Raw genomic sequence first — 16,629 nt, 5'->3', positions numbered from 1 at the left:
CCGGCGTATGCCGTTGCAGCTCAGTCGGACTGGTGCAGCTGACGTGCCGCCTCGGCGATCGAGCCGGAGAGCGACGGGTAGACGGTGATGGTGCTGGAGACCTGGTCGACGCTGAGGCGGTTCTGCACGGCGAGCGCGACCGGGAAGACGAGCTCGGAGGCCTTGGGCGCGACGACGACGCCGCCGAGCACCGTGCCGTAGACCTTGCGGCAGAAGAGCTTGACGAAGCCGTCGGAGATGCCCTGCATCTTGGCCCGCGGGTTGCGGGCGAGGGGCAGCATGACCGACTCGACGTCGGGTGACTCGTCGGCGGCGCCCTGGCTGATGCCGACCGTCGCGATCTCGGGCTCGGTGAAGATGTTGGCAGCGACCCCACGGACGTTGAGCGGTGCGACGGCGTCACCGAGGGCGTGCCACATGGCGATGCGGCCCTGCATGGCGGCGACGGAGGCGAGCGGCAGCACGCCCGTGCAGTCTCCGGCGGCGTAGATGCCGCCGACGCTGGTGCGCGAGACGCGGTCGACCTGGATGTGGCCCGAGGGACTGAGCTCCACGCCGACCTCCTCGAGGCCCATGCCGGCCGTGTTGGGCACCGACCCGACCGCCAGCAGCGCGTGGCTGCCGCGGACGGTGCGTCCGTCGACGAGCGTCACCACGACGCCGTCGGCGGTGCGCTCGACGGATGCCGCGCGCGACTTGTTGAGCACCTCCATGCCGCGTTTGCGGAAGACGTCCTCGATGACGGTGGCGGCGTCGGCGTCCTCGCCGGGCAGCACGCGGTCCCGTGAGGAGACGAGCACGACCTGGGAGCCGAGGCCGAGGTAGGCCTGAGCGAGCTCGGCCCCGGTGACGCCGGACCCGATGACGATGATCCGTTCGGGCAGCTCCGCGAGCGAGTAGATCTGCTGCCACGTGAGGATGCGCTCGCCGTCGGGGCGCATCGTGTCCATGACGCGGGGCGCGGCCCCGGTGGCGACGAGCACGACGTGGGCGGTCAGCTCCTGGGTCGAGCCGTCGGCGAGCTCGGCGACCACCCGTTCGCGAGCGGTGACCCGGGCCGTGCCGCGCAGCACGGTCACGCCGACCTGCTCGAGGCTCCCCTGGATGTCGGCGCTCTGGGCGGCCGCCAGCTCGAGGATGCGGCCGTTGACGGTGTGGGCCTGGGCGACGGCGTCGGACACCTCGTCGCCGTCGTCGTCCTGGAGCCGCACGCCCAGGTGCGAGGCGGTCTCGAAGTCGGACATGTAGTCGGCGGTCGCGATGAGCGCCTTGCTCGGTACGCAGTCGGTGAGCACCGCAGCGCCGCCGAGCCCGTCGCGTTCGACGATGGTGACCTGGGCGCCGAGCTGGGCGGCGACGAGGGCCGCCTCGTAGCCGCCGGGGCCGCCGCCGATGATGACAACGGATGTCTCGCGCGTGATCACGGGTTCCATCCAACCATCCCTCGGACGACGCCGAGGCAGGGCTCCGGGCCCGAGCGGGACCGGTGCGTCGCCCCGGGCGACCTCGCTAGAGTCCACATCGTGAACAGCTCCTCACGTGACCTCAACGACCCCTCCACCGACCCGTTCGCCGTCGCCGCCGACGCGGCCGCCGTGATCGCCGAGCGCACAGGAGCCGAGCGCCACGACGTGGCGCTCGTGCTCGGTTCCGGCTGGGGGCAGACGGCCGAACTCATCGGCGAGACCCTCGCGACCGTCGACAACGCCGACGTGCCCGGCTTCCACAAGGCCGCCGTCGTCGGCCACTCGGGCAGCATGCGGTCGGTTGCGATCGGCGACACCGGTCGTCGGGCACTCGTCTTCGGCACCCGCACCCACTTCTACGAGGGCCGCGGCGTGCGGGCGGTCGTCCACGGCGTGCGCACCGCGAAGGCCGCCGGCTGCTCGACGATCGTGCTGACGAACGGCTGTGGCGGGCTCAATCCCGCGTGGTCGCCGGGCACTCCGGTGCTCATCCGCGACCACATCAACCTCACGGCGCACTCCCCCGTCGAAGGTGCGAACTTCGTCGACCTCACCGACCTCTACACGCCTCGGCTGCGCGACATCGCCCGCGAGGTCGACCCGGCACTCGACGAGGGCGTCTACGTCCAGTTCCGCGGTCCGCACTACGAGACGCCGGCCGAGGTGCAGATGGCCAAGGTCATCGGAGGCGACCTCGTGGGCATGTCGACGTCGCTCGAGGCCATCGCCGCACGCCAGAGCGGCCTCGACGTCCTCGGGATCTCGCTCGTCACGAACCTCGCCGCGGGCATCTCCGAGACCCCGCTGAGCCACGACGAGGTGCTCGAGGCCGGTCAGCTCGCCGCCGAACGCTGCGGGCGCCTGCTCGCGGCCGTCGTGGGGCGCCTGTGATGACGACCGTGGACACCACCGAGACCATGTATGCCGCCGCGCGGGCCTGGCGCGACGACGACCCCGACCCGACCACCCGGGCCGAGCTCGATGCGCTGCTCACGCGCGCCACAGACGGAGACGCCGAGGCCGGGGCCGACCTCGCTGACCGGATGTCGGGCCTGCTCGAGTTCGGCACCGCTGGGCTGCGCGGGGCGCTCGGCGCGGGCCCGAACCGGATGAACCGGAGCGTCGTCATCCGTGCGGCGGCCGGCCTCACGGCCTACCTGTGCGCCGAGGGCGGCGCGGGCGAGCACCCGACGGTCGTCATCGGCTACGACGCGCGCTACAACTCCGACGTCTTCGCCCGCGACACCGCGGCGGTCGTCGTCGGTGCCGGCGGGCGCGCCCTGCTGCTCCCCCAGCCGCTGCCCACCCCGGTCCTCGCCTTCGCGATCCGGCACCTCGGCGCCGACGCCGGCGTCATGGTCACCGCCAGCCACAACCCACCCCAGGACAACGGCTACAAGGTCTACCTGGGCGACGGCAGCCAGATCGTGCCTCCAGCCGACGGCGAGATCGCGGCCCACATCGGCCGCGTCGAACGGGTCGCCGACGTGCCCCGCGCGGCCGAGGGCTGGGAGACGCTCGGCGACAACCTCCTCGAGAGCTACGTCGACGCGGTCGCCACCGTGGTCGACCCCGACTCGCCTCGCGACATCAGCGTCGTGCACACGAGCCTGCACGGCGTCGGCCACGGCACCGTGCACGCCGCCTTCGTCCGGGCCGGGTTCCCGGCGCCGGTCGCCGTCGACGAGCAGGCCGTGCCCGATCCCGACTTCCCGACCGTCGCCTTCCCCAACCCCGAGGAGAAGGGCGCCATCGACCTCGCGCTCGCGCGGGCCCGCGCGACGGGATGCGACCTCGTCATCGCGAGCGACCCCGACGCCGACCGGTGCGCGGCGGCGGTGCTCGACCCGGCCCTCGGCGACTGGCGCATGCTGCGCGGCGACGAGGTCGGTGCCCTGCTCGGGGCGCACGTCGTGCGGCGTGGCGTCTCACGCCGCGACGTCTTCGCCAACTCGATCGTCTCCTCGCGGCTGCTTGCGTCGATCGCCAAGGCGGCCAAGCTCGCTCACGAGGAGACCCTGACCGGCTTCAAGTGGATCTCGCGCGTGCGCCGGCTCCGCTACGGCTACGAGGAGGCCCTGGGCTACTGCGTCGCGCCCCAGCTCGTGCGCGACAAGGACGGCGTCAGTGCCGCGCTGCTGCTCGCTGAGCTCGCCGCGACCCTCAAGGCCGAAGGTCGCACGCTCACCGACCTGCTCGACGACCTCGCGGTCGAGCACGGCGTGCACGCCACCGACTCCTTCTCGGTGCGGGTCTCGGACCTCGCCCAGACGGAGGCGCTGATGGGCCGGCTCCGCAACGAGCCGCCCACGGTGGTGGCGGGCATCGAGGTCACCCGGGCCGACGACCTCGCCCGCGGCGACGGCGGCCTCCCGCCGACCGAGGGCCTGCGCTACCACCTGGCCGATCGCTCCCGCATCATCGTGCGGCCCAGCGGCACCGAGCCGAAGGTGAAGGTCTACCTCGAGGTCATCGAGCCGGTGGCCGACGCCGCCGGTCTGGGTGAGTCCAAGGCCGTTGCCGAGACGCGGCTGGCCGACGTGCGCGCGGACATGGAACGCCTGACGTCGCTGTGACGGCGGTCGTCCTCGCCTCCACCCGGCGGTGACGACGTCACGGCGCCCGACGGGCCTCTCGAGGAGCTGCCGTCAGACGACGAACGTCGCGATGACGAAGAAGGCGGCCGCGGCCAGCAGCAGACCGACCGAGACGGGGTCCCACACGCGCGTCGCGATGCGAGGGGTGCGGCCGTCCTTGCGCCTGCGGTCGGCGGCGATGCGCTCCTCGATCTCCGCCGCGACCACCTGGGCCTGGACCTTCGAGGTGGCCGGCAGCTCCGACGTGCCGCGGCCGCGCACCCGGTTCGCGCTGAAGGTCAGCAGGCCACGGCCGTAGCGGGGCCGGCCAGGATCGGCCGGCACGCCCCAGGCGGTGTAGCGGGCGCCCTCGGCGACGAGCTCGAGAGCCCAGCGGGAGCGCACCTCGGTGATCACCGGCCACGTGAGCTCGGTGGTGCGCATCGGGTTGACGACGCGGACGCCCTCGGCGTGGATGACGACGCACGGGCGCACGACGAAGAGCCACACGAGCACGAGCGCGAGCACGATGGCCGAGATCAGCGACCAGCTGCGGGGAGACGTCAGCAGGACGGGCACGAGCAGCCCGAGACCGGCCAGCCCGGTCAGCGCCCCGACCACGACGGACGAGCCGGGCCGAAGCGTGCGGCGCTCTGGGGTGCCGGCGTCAGGAGCCGGCCCGGTCGGCCCTGCGGGCTGTGGTTCGGGACTCACGGTGGCACTCTCTCACGGGTCACGGCCCGTCTCGAATGGTGGATAGACTCCCGTGGTGACTGTTAGCACCACGACGCGCTCCGCGCAGGAACTCACCGCCCAGGCGCGTGACGTCCTCGGGGTGTCGCGCCTGACGAACCCTGCCCTCACCTCGTGGCTCCACGGCCTGCCCGGCGTCGACCAGGTCGGCTGCGAGGGCCGCGCCGCGTCGCTGGGCACCCGGTCGATCAAGACCACCAGCAAGGCCTGGGCCATCGACACGGCCATCGGGATGATCGACCTGACCACGCTCGAGGGCTCAGACACCGTCGGCAAGGTCCGGTCGCTGTGCGCGAAGGCGCTCGTGCCCGACGCCCTCGACCCGACGACGCCCCGACCGGCCGCCATCTGCGTCTACGGCGACATGGTCGCGACGGCCAAGGCGGCTCTCGGCGACAGCGGCATCCACGTCGCCGCGGTCGCGACGGCGTTCCCGTCGGGCCGCGCGAGCATGCCGGTCAAGCTGGCCGACACGCGTGACGCCGTCGAGGCCGGCGCCGACGAGATCGACATGGTGATCGACCGTGGCGTGTTCCTCTCCGGCGACTACCTCACGGTCTTCAACCAGATCGCCGAGGTCAAGCAGGCCTGTGGCGACGCGCACCTCAAGGTGATCATGGAGACCGGCGAGCTCGTCACCTACGACAACGTGCGCCGGGCCTCCTACCTCTCGATGCTCGCGGGTGGCGACTTCATCAAGACGTCCACCGGCAAGGTGCAGCCGGCGGCGACCCTGCCGGCCACGCTCATCATGCTCGAGGCGGTCCGCGACTGGCGCGAGCTCACCGGCGTTCAGGTCGGCGTCAAGCCGGCCGGTGGCATCAAGACCACCAAGGACGCCATCAAGTACCTCGTCATGGTCAGCGAGATCGCCGGCGACGACTGGATGAGCCCGCAGTGGTTCCGGTTCGGCGCCTCGAGCCTGCTCAATGACCTCATCCTCCAGCGTCAGAAGCTCGCGACCGGTGCCTACTCGGGCTCCGACTACGTGACCATCGACTGACGGACACCCGTCAGCCGACCGCCTTGACTGCACAGACTGAGCTCAAGAAAGACACCCTGATGCCCACGTTCGAGTACGCCCCGGCGCCGGAGTCACGCGCCATCGTCACGATCGAGAAGTCCTACGGACTCTTCGTCGACGGCGCCTTCACCCGCCCCAAGGCCACCTTCGCCACGATCAACCCGGCCGACGAGACGGTGCTCGCCGAGGTCAGCCAGGCCGGCCCCAAGGACGTCGACAAGGCCGTCGCCGCAGCCCGCCGCGCCTTCGAGGGCGTGTGGGGCAGGATGTCCGGCGCCGAGCGCGGCAAGTACCTCTTCCGCATCGCCCGCATCCTGCAGGAGCGCGCCCGCGAGTTCGCCGTCCTCGAGACCCTCGACAACGGCAAGCCGATCAAGGAGACCCGCGACGTCGACGTGCCGATCGCCGCCGCGCACTTCTTCTACCACGCAGGCTGGGCCGACAAGCTGGAGTATGCCGGCCTGTCCGCCTCGGGCGCCGACGCCCCCCGCCCGCACGGCGTCGTGGGCCAGGTCATCCCCTGGAACTTCCCGTTGCTCATGCTCGCGTGGAAGATCGCCCCGGCCCTGGCGACCGGCAACACCGTGGTGCTCAAGCCCGCCGAGACCACCCCGCTGTCCGCGCTGCTCTTCGCGGAGGTGTGCCAGCAGGCCGACCTGCCCGCGGGCGTCGTCAACATCATCACGGGTGACGGCCGCACCGGTCAGGCGCTCGTCGAGCACCCCGACGTCGACAAGGTGGCCTTCACCGGCTCCACCGAGGTCGGCAAGATGATCGCCCGCTCGATCGCCGGCACGTCCAAGAAGGCGACCCTCGAGCTCGGCGGCAAGGCCGCCAACATCGTCTTCGACGACGCCCCCATCGACCAGGCCGTCGAGGGCATCGTCAACGGCATCTTCTTCAACCAGGGCCAGGTCTGCTGCGCCGGCTCGCGCCTGCTCGTGCAGGAGAACGTCCACGACCAGGTCATCGCGAAGCTCAAGCGGCGCCTCGGCACCCTCCGGGTCGGCGACCCGATGGACAAGAACAGCGACCTCGGCGCCATCAACAGCAAGGCCCAGCTCGACCGCATCACCGCGCTCGTCGAGGCGGGCGTCGCCGAGGGCGCCGAGCGCTGGAGCCCCGAATGCTCTTTGCCCGCAAAGGGATTCTGGTTCCCCCCGACCGTGCTCACCGGCGTCTCGCAGACGCACCGCGTTGCGACCGAGGAGATCTTCGGCCCGGTGCTGTCGGTGCTGACCTTCCGCACGCCCCAGGAGGCGGTCGCGAAGGCCAACAACACCCCGTACGGCCTCTCCGCCGGTGTCTGGACGGAGAAGGGCTCGCGCATCCTCTGGATGGCCGACCAGCTCAAGGCCGGTGTCGTCTGGGCCAACACCTTCAACCGCTTCGACCCGACGTCGCCGTTCGGCGGCTACAAGGAGTCGGGCTACGGCCGCGAGGGTGGCCGCCACGGCCTCGAGGCCTACGTCACCACCGCCCCTGCAACCCTGACGGGAGCCGCCCGATGAGCCGCCTCGACGTGCGCAAGACCTACAAGCTCTACATCGGCGGCGAGTTCCCGCGCAGCGAGTCGGGCCGTTCCTACGAGATCGTGTCCGCCAAGGGCGAGTTCCTCGCGAACGCCTCGATGGGCTCGCGCAAGGACGTCCGTGACGCCGTGGTCGCGGCACGCTCGGCCCTGGCCGGCTGGTCCGGCGCGACGCCCTACAACCGTGGCCAGGTGCTCTACCGCGTGGCCGAGGTGCTCGAGGGGCGTCGTGCCCAGTTCGTCGACGAGGTCGCCGCGAGCGAGGGGCTGTCGGCGCGCGCGGCGAACGCCGTCGTCGACGCCGCGATCGACCGCGTCGTCTGGTATGCCGGCTGGACCGACAAGATCGCCCAGGTGCTCGGCAACCTCAACCCGGTCGCCGGACCGTTCTTCAACGTCTCCGCACCCGAGCCGACCGGTGTCGTGGGCATCCTTGCCCCGCAAGGCTCCTCGCTCCTTGGGCTCGTGTCGGTCATCGCGCCGGTCATCGCCGCGGGTAACACTGCCGTCGTCGTGACGTCTGCAGACCGGCCGCTCCCGGCCGTCACCCTCGGCGAGGTGCTCGCCACCTCCGACGTGCCCGGCGGCGTCGTCAACATCATCACGGCCCGCACGGCCGAGGTCGCCTCGTGGCTCGCTGCGCACCGCGACGTCAACGCCATCGACCTCACCGGCGTGGCCGGCGCCGAGGGCGTCGACTGGGCCGCCCTCGAGGCCGAGGCAGCCGGCAACCTCAAGCGCGTCTACCGCCCGACGGTGGTCGACGGACAGCCCGTCGAGCCCGACTGGAACACCGACCCCGGCCTCGGCCGCATCAAGGCGTTCGTCGAGACGAAGACGGTCTGGCACCCCAAGGGCCTCTGAGCCGCGGATGCGGAGCGAGCAGGGAGGACGCCACGTGTCCGCGGTCGGCGACGGGTCGGGCGGTCGGCGACGCGTCATCCTGCTGACCGGTCCGAGCGGGTCGGGCAAGAGCAGGCTCTCGGCGCGGCTCCACGCCGCCCACGGTTGGCCGGTCGTGCGTCTCGATGACTTCTACCGCGAGGCGAGCGACCCCGCCCTGCCCCGATCCCCGCTCGGCATCGCCGACTGGGACCACCCCGACTCGTGGGATGCCGGGGCAGCGGTCGCCGCCCTGCGCTCGCTCGTCGACGACGGTTCGGTCGAGGTGCCGGTCTACGACATCGGCGCCTCGGCGGTGACCGGACGGCACACCGTGACGGCGCGTGCGCACGACTATGTGCTGGCCGAGGGGCTCTTCGCCGGCCGCCTCGTGGCACCCCTGCGCGCCGAGGGGTTGCTCGCCGAGGCGCTGTGCGTCCGCCAGAACCGCACGCTGACGGCCCTTCGGAGGTTCGTGCGCGACCTGTCCGAGCGGCGCAAGCCGCCTCACATCCTCCTGCGTCGTGGCCTCACCCTGTGGCGCGACGAGCCCTCGGTGATCGCCCGCGCCAGGGCCGACGGGGCCCGCTGCGTCCACCCACGCGAGGCCGAGGCCGAGCTCGGCGCGCTCCTCGGGGCAGGCGCCGGGCGGTGAAGCTCGTCGGGATGCTCGGCGGGATGAGCTGGGAGTCGAGCGCCGAGTACTACCGGCTCGCCAACGAGCTCGTGAGAGAGCGCGTCGGCGGGCTGTCGTCCGCCCGTCTGCTGCTGCACTCCGTCGACTTCGCGGAGGTGGAGCGACTGCAGGCCGAGGGCCGCTGGGACGACGCCGGCGAGCTGCTCGCGGCAGCCGCAGCGGGTCTCGAGGCCGGTGGCGCAGAGCTGCTGCTCATCTGCACCAACACGATGCACAAGGTGGCCGACGCCGTCGAGCAGGCCGTGTCGATCCCCCTGCTCCACATCGGCGACGTCACGGCCGCGGCCGTGCGAGGGGCGGGCCTGTCACGGGTCGGCCTGCTCGCCACCGCCTACACGATGGAGCAACCGTTCCTGCGTGAGCGACTGGCCGGCCACGGGCTCACCGTGCTCGTCCCCGAAGCGGACGACCAGGCGCTCGTGCACCGCGTCATCTACGAGGAGCTGTGCCTCGGCGTCGTGAGCGAGGAGTCCCGGCAGGCCTACCGCCAGGTCATCGGACGGCTGGTGGCCGCAGGCGCCGAGGGCATCATCCTCGGCTGCACCGAGATCGAGCTCCTCGTCGACCAGTCCGACTCCGCGGTGCCGGTCTTCCCGACGACCCGCCTGCACGTCGAGGCCGCAGTCACTGCTGCCCTCGCAGCCGACTGAGCGGGCTGACGAGGGCGGGCACCCCAGAGGTGGCGGTCCCGGAGGGCTCGCGGTGCGCGCGCTCCCCCCGGGGCTGCCTCCGCGTGGTCAGCCGATCGGAGGCACCTCGTAGCCGAGCTCGGCGTAGCCGGGCTTGATGACCCCGTCGATGAGCGCCAGCCGCTCGTCGAACGGGATGAAGGCCGACTTCATCGCGTTGATCGTCACCCAGCGCAGGTCCTCGAGGGTCCAGCCTGCCTCGTCGCGCAGCAGGGCCGCCTCGCGGCTCATCGACGTGCCGCTCATCAGCCTGTTGTCGGTGTTGAGGGTGACGCGGAAGCGCAGTCGACGGAGCAGGGTGATCGGGTGAAGGGCGATCGACCGGGCCGCCGACGTCTGCAGGTTGCTGCTGGGACACATCTCCAGCGGGATGCGCTTGTCGCGCACGTATGCCGCCAGTCGCCCCAGGCGTACGCGTTGGAGCTCGAGGGTGGTCAGGGCAGCGGGGTCGTCCTTGTTGCCCTCGAGCCACTCGGCGAACGGCGAGCCGTCGATGGTGATGTCGTCGACGATGCGAACACCGTGGCCGAGGCGGTCGGCACCACACCACTGGATGGCCTGCCAGATGGAGGGCAGCCCGAAGGCTTCACCGGCGTGGATGGTGAAGTGGAAGTTCTCGCGCTGGAGGTACTCGAAGGCGTCGAGGTGTCGGGTGGGTGGGTAGCCGGCCTCGGCGCCGGCGATGTCGAACCCCGACACTCCCTCGTCGCGGTAGTGGATCGCGAGCTGAGCGATCTCTGTGGACTTCGCCGCGTGGCGCATCGCGGTGAGCAGTGAGGTGACGCGGATCGGGTGACCTGCCTCCGCCGCTCTGGCCTCGCCGTCGCGCAGGCCGGCGTTCACGGCCTCCACGACCCCCTCGAGGGTCAGGCCGCGGGTGAGGTGCTGCTCGGGTGCGTAGCGGCTCTCTGCGTAGACGACTCCGTCTGCAGCGAGGTCCTGGGCGCACTCGCTCGCCACCCGGAAGAGCCCTTCGCGGGTCTGCATGACCGCCAGGGTGTGGTCGAACGTCTCGAGGTAGCGGGGCAGCGAGCCGGAGTCGGCGCTCTCACGGAACCAGGTGCCGAGGGACTCAGCGGTCGACTCGGGCAGCCCGTCGTAGTCGCAGTCCCGGGCGAGCTCGAGGATGGTCTGGGGCCGGAGGCCACCGTCGAGGTGGTCGTGCAGCAGGACCTTGGGTGCACGCTCCAGCAGCTCGACGTCCTCGTACGCGGGGATGCTCACTGCCCCTGCTCCACGGCTTCGTCGTCGTCACGGTGGACGGTGTCGGGGCTGAAGGCGGGCAGGCACACGGCGACGTACTCGGCCCCGTCGGGTCCGCACGAGTAGCGGATGCGCTCACCACCGCGGGTGAGGACCGACTGGCCGGCACCGACCTCGATCGTGCCGCCGTCGTGGTCGAAAAGTGTGTCCGGCTGCGTCCTACTCTCCCACACCGTCACCAGTGCAGTACCATCGGCGCTGAAGGGCTTAGCTTCCGGGTTCGGAATGGAGCCGGGCGTTTCCCCTTCGCTATGACAGCCGAAACTCTATGGAGATATCAATTCAGTGGGTGTGTTCCCGTTTGTATCTCGGGAACCGCACAGTGGACGCGTAGCATCTTTGTAAGTCAAGTTATCGGCTTATTAGTACCGGTCAGCTCCACACATTGCTGTGCTTCCACATCCGGCCTATCAACCCAGTAGTCTAGCTGGGAGCCTCTCGCCCTTGCGGGCCTGGAAACCTCATCTTGAAACGTGCTTCCCGCTTAGATGCTTTCAGCGGTTATCACTTCCGAACGTAGCTAATCAGCGGTGCTCTTGGCAGAACAACTGACACACCAGAGGTTCGTCCATCCCGGTCCTCTCGTACTAGGGACAGCCTTTCTCAAGTTTCCTACGCGCACAGCGGATAGGGACCGAACTGTCTCACGACGTTCTAAACCCAGCTCGCGTACCGCTTTAATGGGCGAACAGCCCAACCCTTGGGACCTACTCCAGCCCCAGGATGCGACGAGCCGACATCGAGGTGCCAAACCATGCCGTCGATATGGACTCTTGGGCAAGATCAGCCTGTTATCCCCGGGGTACCTTTTATCCGTTGAGCGACGGCGCTTCCACAAGCCACCGCCGGATCACTAGTCCCGACTTTCGTCCCTGCTCGACATGTCTGTCTCACAGTCAAGCTCCCTTGTGCACTTACACTCAAAACCTGATTGCCAACCAGGCTGAGGGAACCTTTGGGCGCCTCCGTTACCTTTTAGGAGGCAACCGCCCCAGTTAAACTACCCACCAGGCACTGTCCCTGATCCGGATCACGGACCGAGGTTAGATATCCAGAACGACCAGAGTGGTATTTCAACGTTGACTCCACCATCACTGACGTGACGGCTTCACAGTCTCCCACCTATCCTACACAAGCCGTACCGAACACCAATACCAAGCTGTAGTAAAGGTCCCGGGGTCTTTCCGTCCTGCTGCGCGTAACGAGCATCTTTACTCGTAGTGCAATTTCGCCGAGTTCGTGGTTGAGACAGTGGAGAAGTCGTTACGCCATTCGTGCAGGTCGGAACTTACCCGACAAGGAATTTCGCTACCTTAGGATGGTTATAGTTACCACCGCCGTTTACTGGCGCTTAAGTTCTCAGCTTCGCCGTGAGGCTAACCGGTCCCCTTAACGTTCCAGCACCGGGCAGGCGTCAGTCCGTATACATCGTCTTGCGACTTGGCACGGACCTGTGTTTTTAGTAAACAGTCGCTTCTCCCTGGTCTCTGCGGCCGATCACGCTCAGACAGCTTGTGTCGTCACGATCAGGGCCCCCCTTCTCCCGAAGTTACGGGGGTATTTTGCCGAATTCCTTAACCACGATTCACTCGATCGCCTTGGTATTCTCTACCTAACCACCTGAGTCGGTTTGGGGTACGGGCGGCTCGAACCTCGCTAGAAGTTTTTCTCGGCAGCATAGGATCACCCTCTTCCCGCATTCGCGGTCACTATCAGGTCTCAGGCTTCATGCGATCCGGATTTGCCTGGATCGCGCCCTACACCCTTGGACGTGGACAACCATCGCCACGCGGAGGCTACCTTCCTGCGTCACTCCATCGCTTGACTACTACCAGATCGGGTCGTGCGCTCCACACACCCGATGGACCCGAAGGTCCGGTGGGCGTGCTTCAGGCACTTAGCATCACTGGGTTCATCATGGGCGGTTCTTCGCCGGTTCCGGAATATCAACCGGATGTCCATCGACTACGCCTGTCGGCCTCGCCTTAGGTCCCGACTTACCCAGGGCAGATTAGCTTGACCCTGGAACCCTTGGTTATTCGGCGGACGGGTTTCTCGCCCGTCATTCGCTACTCATGCCTGCATTCTCACTCGTGTGGCCTCCACGGCTGGTTCACACCGCCGCTTCCCTGGCCACACGACGCTCCCCTACCCATCAACACGCCTGGACACCGAACCCGCAGGTGTCGGTGCCGAGCAGTATGTCAATGCCACAGCTTCGGTGGTGTGCTTGAGCCCCGCTACATTGTCGGCGCGGAATCACTTGACCAGTGAGCTATTACGCACTCTTTAAAGGGTGGCTGCTTCTAAGCCAACCTCCTGGTTGTCACAGCAACTCCACATCCTTTCCCACTTAGCACACGCTTAGGGACCTTAGCTGGTGATCTGGGCTGTTTCCCTCTCGACTACGGAGCTTATCCCCCGCAGTCTCACTGCCACGCTCTCACTTACCGGCATTCGGAGTTTGGCTAACGTCAGTAACCTGGTGAGGCCCATTAGCTATCCAGTAGCTCTACCTCCGGTAAGAAACACGTGACGCTGCACCTAAATGCATTTCGGGGAGAACCAGCTATCACGGAGTTTGATTGGCCTTTCACCCCTACCCACAGCTCATCCCCTCAGTTTTCAACCTAAGTGGGTTCGGTCCTCCACGCAGTCTTACCTGCGCTTCAACCTGGCCATGGGTAGATCACTCCGCTTCGGGTCTAGACCCAGCGACTATGGTCGCCCTATTCGGACTCGCTTTCGCTACGGCTTCCCCACACGGGTTAACCTCGCCACTGAGCACTAACTCGCAGGCTCATTCTTCAAAAGGCACGCTGTCACCCCACACGCCCAACGGCGGGAGGCTCCAACGGATTGTAGGCACACGGTTTCAGGATCTATTTCACTCCCCTCCCGGGGTACTTTTCACCTTTCCCTCACGGTACTTGTCCGCTATCGGTCACCAGGGAATATTTAGGCTTAGCAGGTGGTCCTGCCAGATTCACACGGGATTTCTCGGGCCCCGTGCTACTTGGGAAATCCACCGGGAGTCCACACCATTTCGTCTACGGGGGTCGCACCCTCTGTGCCGAGCCATTCAATGCTCTTCGACTATGACGCAGATTTCTTACTCCCTACCAGCATGTCAGCACTGGATGGCGGGTCCCACGACCCCGAACGTGCAACGCCTGACAGCTATCACACACGCCCGGTTTAGCCTCATCCGCTTTCGCTCGCCACTACTCACGGAATCACTGTTGTTTTCTCTTCCTGTGGGTACTGAGATGTTTCACTTCCCCACGTTCCCTCCACACACCCTATATATTCAGGTGCGGGTGACTGGACTTGCCTCCAGCCGGGTTTCCCCATTCGGAAATCCTCGGATCACAGTCTGGTTATCGACTACCCGAGGCTTATCGCAGATTCCTACGTCCTTCTTCGGTTCCTGGTGCCAAGGCATCCACCGTGTGCCCTTAAAAACTTGAACACTACAAAGATGCTCGCGTCCACTGTGAAGTTCTCAAAATACAACCGGCACCCCACACCCCACCCGAGACCAGCTCGAATGTTCGGTAGGGCCCACGACCAGAAGAAACCAGCCGRCACACACGAAGAACCCGGTATCAACCGGGCCCAGCGCGTGTCGTCCGATCCTTCAGGACCCAACAACGTGTCAGGCACCTCCCCCGCCACCCCCTCGTTCCACTGCTGTTACCAGCTTGTACTTGAGAAAAGCGACCAGGTCGGCGCCAAATAATCGATGTTCCACCCTTGAGCACCCGCTGCCCCACACTCGGGGACAGACCGGGCTGCCATWAATGACTGCTCCTTAGAAAGGAGGTGATCCAGCCGCACCTTCCGGTACGGCTACCTTGTTACGACTTAGTCCCAATCGCCAGTCCCACCTTCGACGGCTCCCTCTGTAAACAGTTGGGCCACCGGCTTCGGGTGTTACCGACTTTCGTGACTTGACGGGCGGTGTGTACAAGGCCCGGGAACGTATTCACCGCAGCGTTGCTGATCTGCGATTACTAGCGACTCCGACTTCATGGGGTCGAGTTGCAGACCCCAATCCGAACTGAGACCGGTTTTTTGGGATTCGCTCCACCTCGCGGTTTCGCAGCCCTTTGTACCGGCCATTGTAGCATGCGTGAAGCCCAAGACATAAGGGGCATGATGATTTGACGTCATCCCCACCTTCCTCCGAGTTGACCCCGGCAGTCTCCTATGAGTCCCCACCATGACGTGCTGGCAACATAGAACGAGGGTTGCGCTCGTTGCGGGACTTAACCCAACATCTCACGACACGAGCTGACGACAACCATGCACCACCTGTACACCAGTCCGAAGACGCACCCATCTCTGAGTGATTCCGGTGTATGTCAAGCCTTGGTAAGGTTCTTCGCGTTGCATCGAATTAATCCGCATGCTCCGCCGCTTGTGCGGGCCCCCGTCAATTCCTTTGAGTTTTAGCCTTGCGGCCGTACTCCCCAGGCGGGGAACTTAATGCGTTAGCTGCGGCACGGATCTCGTGGAATGAGACCCACACCTAGTTCCCAACGTTTACGGCATGGACTACCAGGGTATCTAATCCTGTTCGCTCCCCATGCTTTCGCTTCTCAGTGTCAGTAATGGCCCAGAGACCTGCCTTCGCCATCGGTGTTCCTCCTGATATCTGCGCATTCCACCGCTACACCAGGAATTCCAGTCTCCCCTACCACACTCTAGTCTGCCCGTACCCACTGCAAGTCCGAGGTTGAGCCTCGGATTTTCACAGCAGACGCGACAAACCACCTACAAGCTCTTTACGCCCAATAATTCCGGACAACGCTCGCACCCTACGTATTACCGCGGCTGCTGGCACGTAGTTAGCCGGTGCTTCTTCTGCAGGTACCGTCACTTGCGCTTCTTCCCTGCTGAAAGAGGTTTACAACCCGAAGGCCGTCATCCCTCACGCGGCGTCGCTGCATCAGGCTTTCGCCCATTGTGCAATATTCCCCACTGCTGCCTCCCGTAGGAGTCTGGGCCGTGTCTCAGTCCCAGTGTGGCCGGTCGCCCTCTCAGGCCGGCTACCCGTCGTCGCCTTGGTGAGCCATTACCTCACCAACAAGCTGATAGGCCGCGAGTCCATCCCAGACCGAAAAACTTTCCACACCATACCCATGCAGGTTGGTGTCATATCCGGTATTAGCTCCGGTTTCCCGGGGTTATCCCAGAGTCTGGGGCAGGTTACTCACGTGTTACTCACCCGTTCGCCACTGATCAGACCAAGCAAGCTTGATCGTCACCGTTCGACTTGCATGTGTTAAGCACGCCGCCAGCGTTCGTCCTGAGCCAGGATCAAACTCTCCGTTGATGTTCAAACACCCGAACGCGAAAAACGCCCGAGCACACTTTGAACCCAGAAGGGTCCGAAAACCTGACTGAAGTCGAACAACCAGCTCAAAAAGCTAGAAGTTCAATTCAWCCAAAGGATAATTCGTTCCAAAACCAACCCAAACCACCCACACGGGCAGCCCGAGCCAGCCTCGAGACGAGGTAATTGGCATCGATTTTTGACACGCTGTTGAGTTCTCAAGAATCGGACACACACCATCAACCACCTCACCGAGGAGGCCTCCGGGGCAACCCTTCAAACTTACCCGCCTCAAGCTTGGGAGTCAAACCCGCGAACCAGCCTTCAGACCGTCCAGATTCAACCCGCTTGGTGTCAGCGGTTCCTACCCACCAAAGCCTACCGGACGAACCAGTGTGCTTCGGACC

General features: G+C 66.4%; 10 protein-coding genes and 3 rRNA genes. 7 read left to right on the top strand and 6 right to left on the bottom strand.

Annotated elements, in window-relative coordinates; all coding sequences use genetic code 11:
* Positions 1 to 20: 20 nt before the first annotated feature.
* Complete coding sequence (locus tag AB4091_RS21035; RefSeq protein WP_442294697.1) at positions 21 to 1,433, bottom strand: NAD(P)H-quinone dehydrogenase; 1,413 nt, start codon at positions 1,431 to 1,433, stop codon at positions 21 to 23.
* Positions 1,434 to 1,523: 90 nt separating this feature from the next.
* Between AB4091_RS21035 and AB4091_RS21030 the strand changes: the two genes are divergently transcribed.
* Together AB4091_RS21030 and AB4091_RS21025 are read left to right on the top strand one after the other, a co-directional pair.
* Positions 1,524 to 2,357, top strand: coding sequence for a purine-nucleoside phosphorylase (locus AB4091_RS21030; RefSeq protein ID WP_442294695.1), 834 nt, complete (start codon positions 1,524 to 1,526; stop codon positions 2,355 to 2,357).
* The gene (locus tag AB4091_RS21025) at positions 2,357 to 4,042 is read left to right on the top strand and encodes a phospho-sugar mutase (RefSeq protein ID WP_442294693.1); all 1,686 of its coding nucleotides are present in this window, start codon (positions 2,357 to 2,359) and stop codon (positions 4,040 to 4,042) included. The genes AB4091_RS21030 and AB4091_RS21025 overlap by 1 nt, the downstream gene beginning before the upstream one ends.
* 72 nt (positions 4,043 to 4,114) lie before the next feature.
* On the opposite strand, the gene AB4091_RS21020 is transcribed toward AB4091_RS21025, so the two are convergent.
* Positions 4,115 to 4,756, bottom strand: a complete 642-nt coding sequence (locus AB4091_RS21020; protein WP_442294691.1) for a PH domain-containing protein — start codon at positions 4,754 to 4,756, stop codon at positions 4,115 to 4,117.
* A gap of 55 nt (positions 4,757 to 4,811) precedes the next feature.
* Here AB4091_RS21020 and deoC point away from each other — a divergent pair, with 55 nt between their 5' ends.
* The 5 genes from deoC to AB4091_RS20995 are packed head-to-tail and all read left to right on the top strand — an operon-like array spanning position 4,812 to position 9,579.
* The gene (gene deoC, locus AB4091_RS21015; RefSeq protein WP_442294689.1) at positions 4,812 to 5,798 is read left to right on the top strand and encodes a deoxyribose-phosphate aldolase; all 987 of its coding nucleotides are present in this window, start codon (positions 4,812 to 4,814) and stop codon (positions 5,796 to 5,798) included.
* Positions 5,799 to 5,857: 59 nt separating this feature from the next.
* Complete coding sequence (locus AB4091_RS21010) at positions 5,858 to 7,330, top strand: aldehyde dehydrogenase family protein (RefSeq protein WP_442294687.1); 1,473 nt, start codon at positions 5,858 to 5,860, stop codon at positions 7,328 to 7,330.
* Positions 7,327 to 8,214 (top strand): aldehyde dehydrogenase family protein, encoded by an 888-nt coding sequence (locus AB4091_RS21005; RefSeq protein ID WP_442294685.1) that lies wholly within the window; start codon positions 7,327 to 7,329, stop codon positions 8,212 to 8,214. The genes AB4091_RS21010 and AB4091_RS21005 overlap by 4 nt, the downstream gene beginning before the upstream one ends.
* A 34-nt stretch (positions 8,215 to 8,248) precedes the next feature.
* On the top strand, positions 8,249 to 8,887 hold the full coding sequence (locus AB4091_RS21000) for a uridine kinase family protein (RefSeq protein WP_442294683.1): 639 nt from the start codon (positions 8,249 to 8,251) through the stop codon (positions 8,885 to 8,887).
* Positions 8,884 to 9,579, top strand: coding sequence for an aspartate/glutamate racemase family protein (locus AB4091_RS20995; protein ID WP_442294681.1), 696 nt, complete (start codon positions 8,884 to 8,886; stop codon positions 9,577 to 9,579). The genes AB4091_RS21000 and AB4091_RS20995 overlap by 4 nt, the downstream gene beginning before the upstream one ends.
* 87 nt (positions 9,580 to 9,666) lie before the next feature.
* Here AB4091_RS20995 and AB4091_RS20990 read toward each other — a convergent pair whose 3' ends face one another.
* From AB4091_RS20990 to AB4091_RS20975, 4 genes are all read right to left on the bottom strand, one after another.
* The gene (locus tag AB4091_RS20990; RefSeq protein ID WP_442294679.1) at positions 9,667 to 10,842 is read right to left on the bottom strand and encodes an adenosine deaminase; all 1,176 of its coding nucleotides are present in this window, start codon (positions 10,840 to 10,842) and stop codon (positions 9,667 to 9,669) included.
* A gap of 185 nt (positions 10,843 to 11,027) precedes the next feature.
* Positions 11,028 to 11,144, bottom strand: a 5S ribosomal RNA gene (gene rrf, locus AB4091_RS20985).
* A gap of 79 nt (positions 11,145 to 11,223) precedes the next feature.
* Positions 11,224 to 14,353 (bottom strand): 23S ribosomal RNA (locus AB4091_RS20980).
* Between the two features lie 346 nt (positions 14,354 to 14,699).
* Positions 14,700 to 16,222, bottom strand: a 16S ribosomal RNA gene (locus AB4091_RS20975).
* The 16S, 23S and 5S rRNA genes sit together here, the layout of an rRNA operon.
* Positions 16,223 to 16,629 lie beyond the last annotated feature (407 nt).

The sequence above is a fragment of the Terrabacter sp. 2RAF25 genome, assembly GCF_052115265.1.
Taxonomy (GTDB): Bacteria; Actinomycetota; Actinomycetes; order Actinomycetales; family Dermatophilaceae; genus Terrabacter.
Note: the sequence above shows the minus strand (reverse complement) of the source record. Positions and strands in the feature narration are given on the sequence as shown.

What these genes read in the sequence shown, in the direction of transcription:
- AB4091_RS21035 (WP_442294697.1), bottom strand. Translation starts at nt 1,433, where the DNA reads ATGGAACCCGTGATCACGCGCGAGACATCCGTTGTCATCATCGGCGGC.
- AB4091_RS21025 (WP_442294693.1), top strand. Translation starts at nt 2,357, where the DNA reads ATGACGACCGTGGACACCACCGAGACCATGTATGCCGCCGCGCGGGCC.
- AB4091_RS21010 (WP_442294687.1), top strand. Translation starts at nt 5,858, where the DNA reads ATGCCCACGTTCGAGTACGCCCCGGCGCCGGAGTCACGCGCCATCGTC.
- AB4091_RS21005 (WP_442294685.1), top strand. Translation starts at nt 7,327, where the DNA reads ATGAGCCGCCTCGACGTGCGCAAGACCTACAAGCTCTACATCGGCGGC.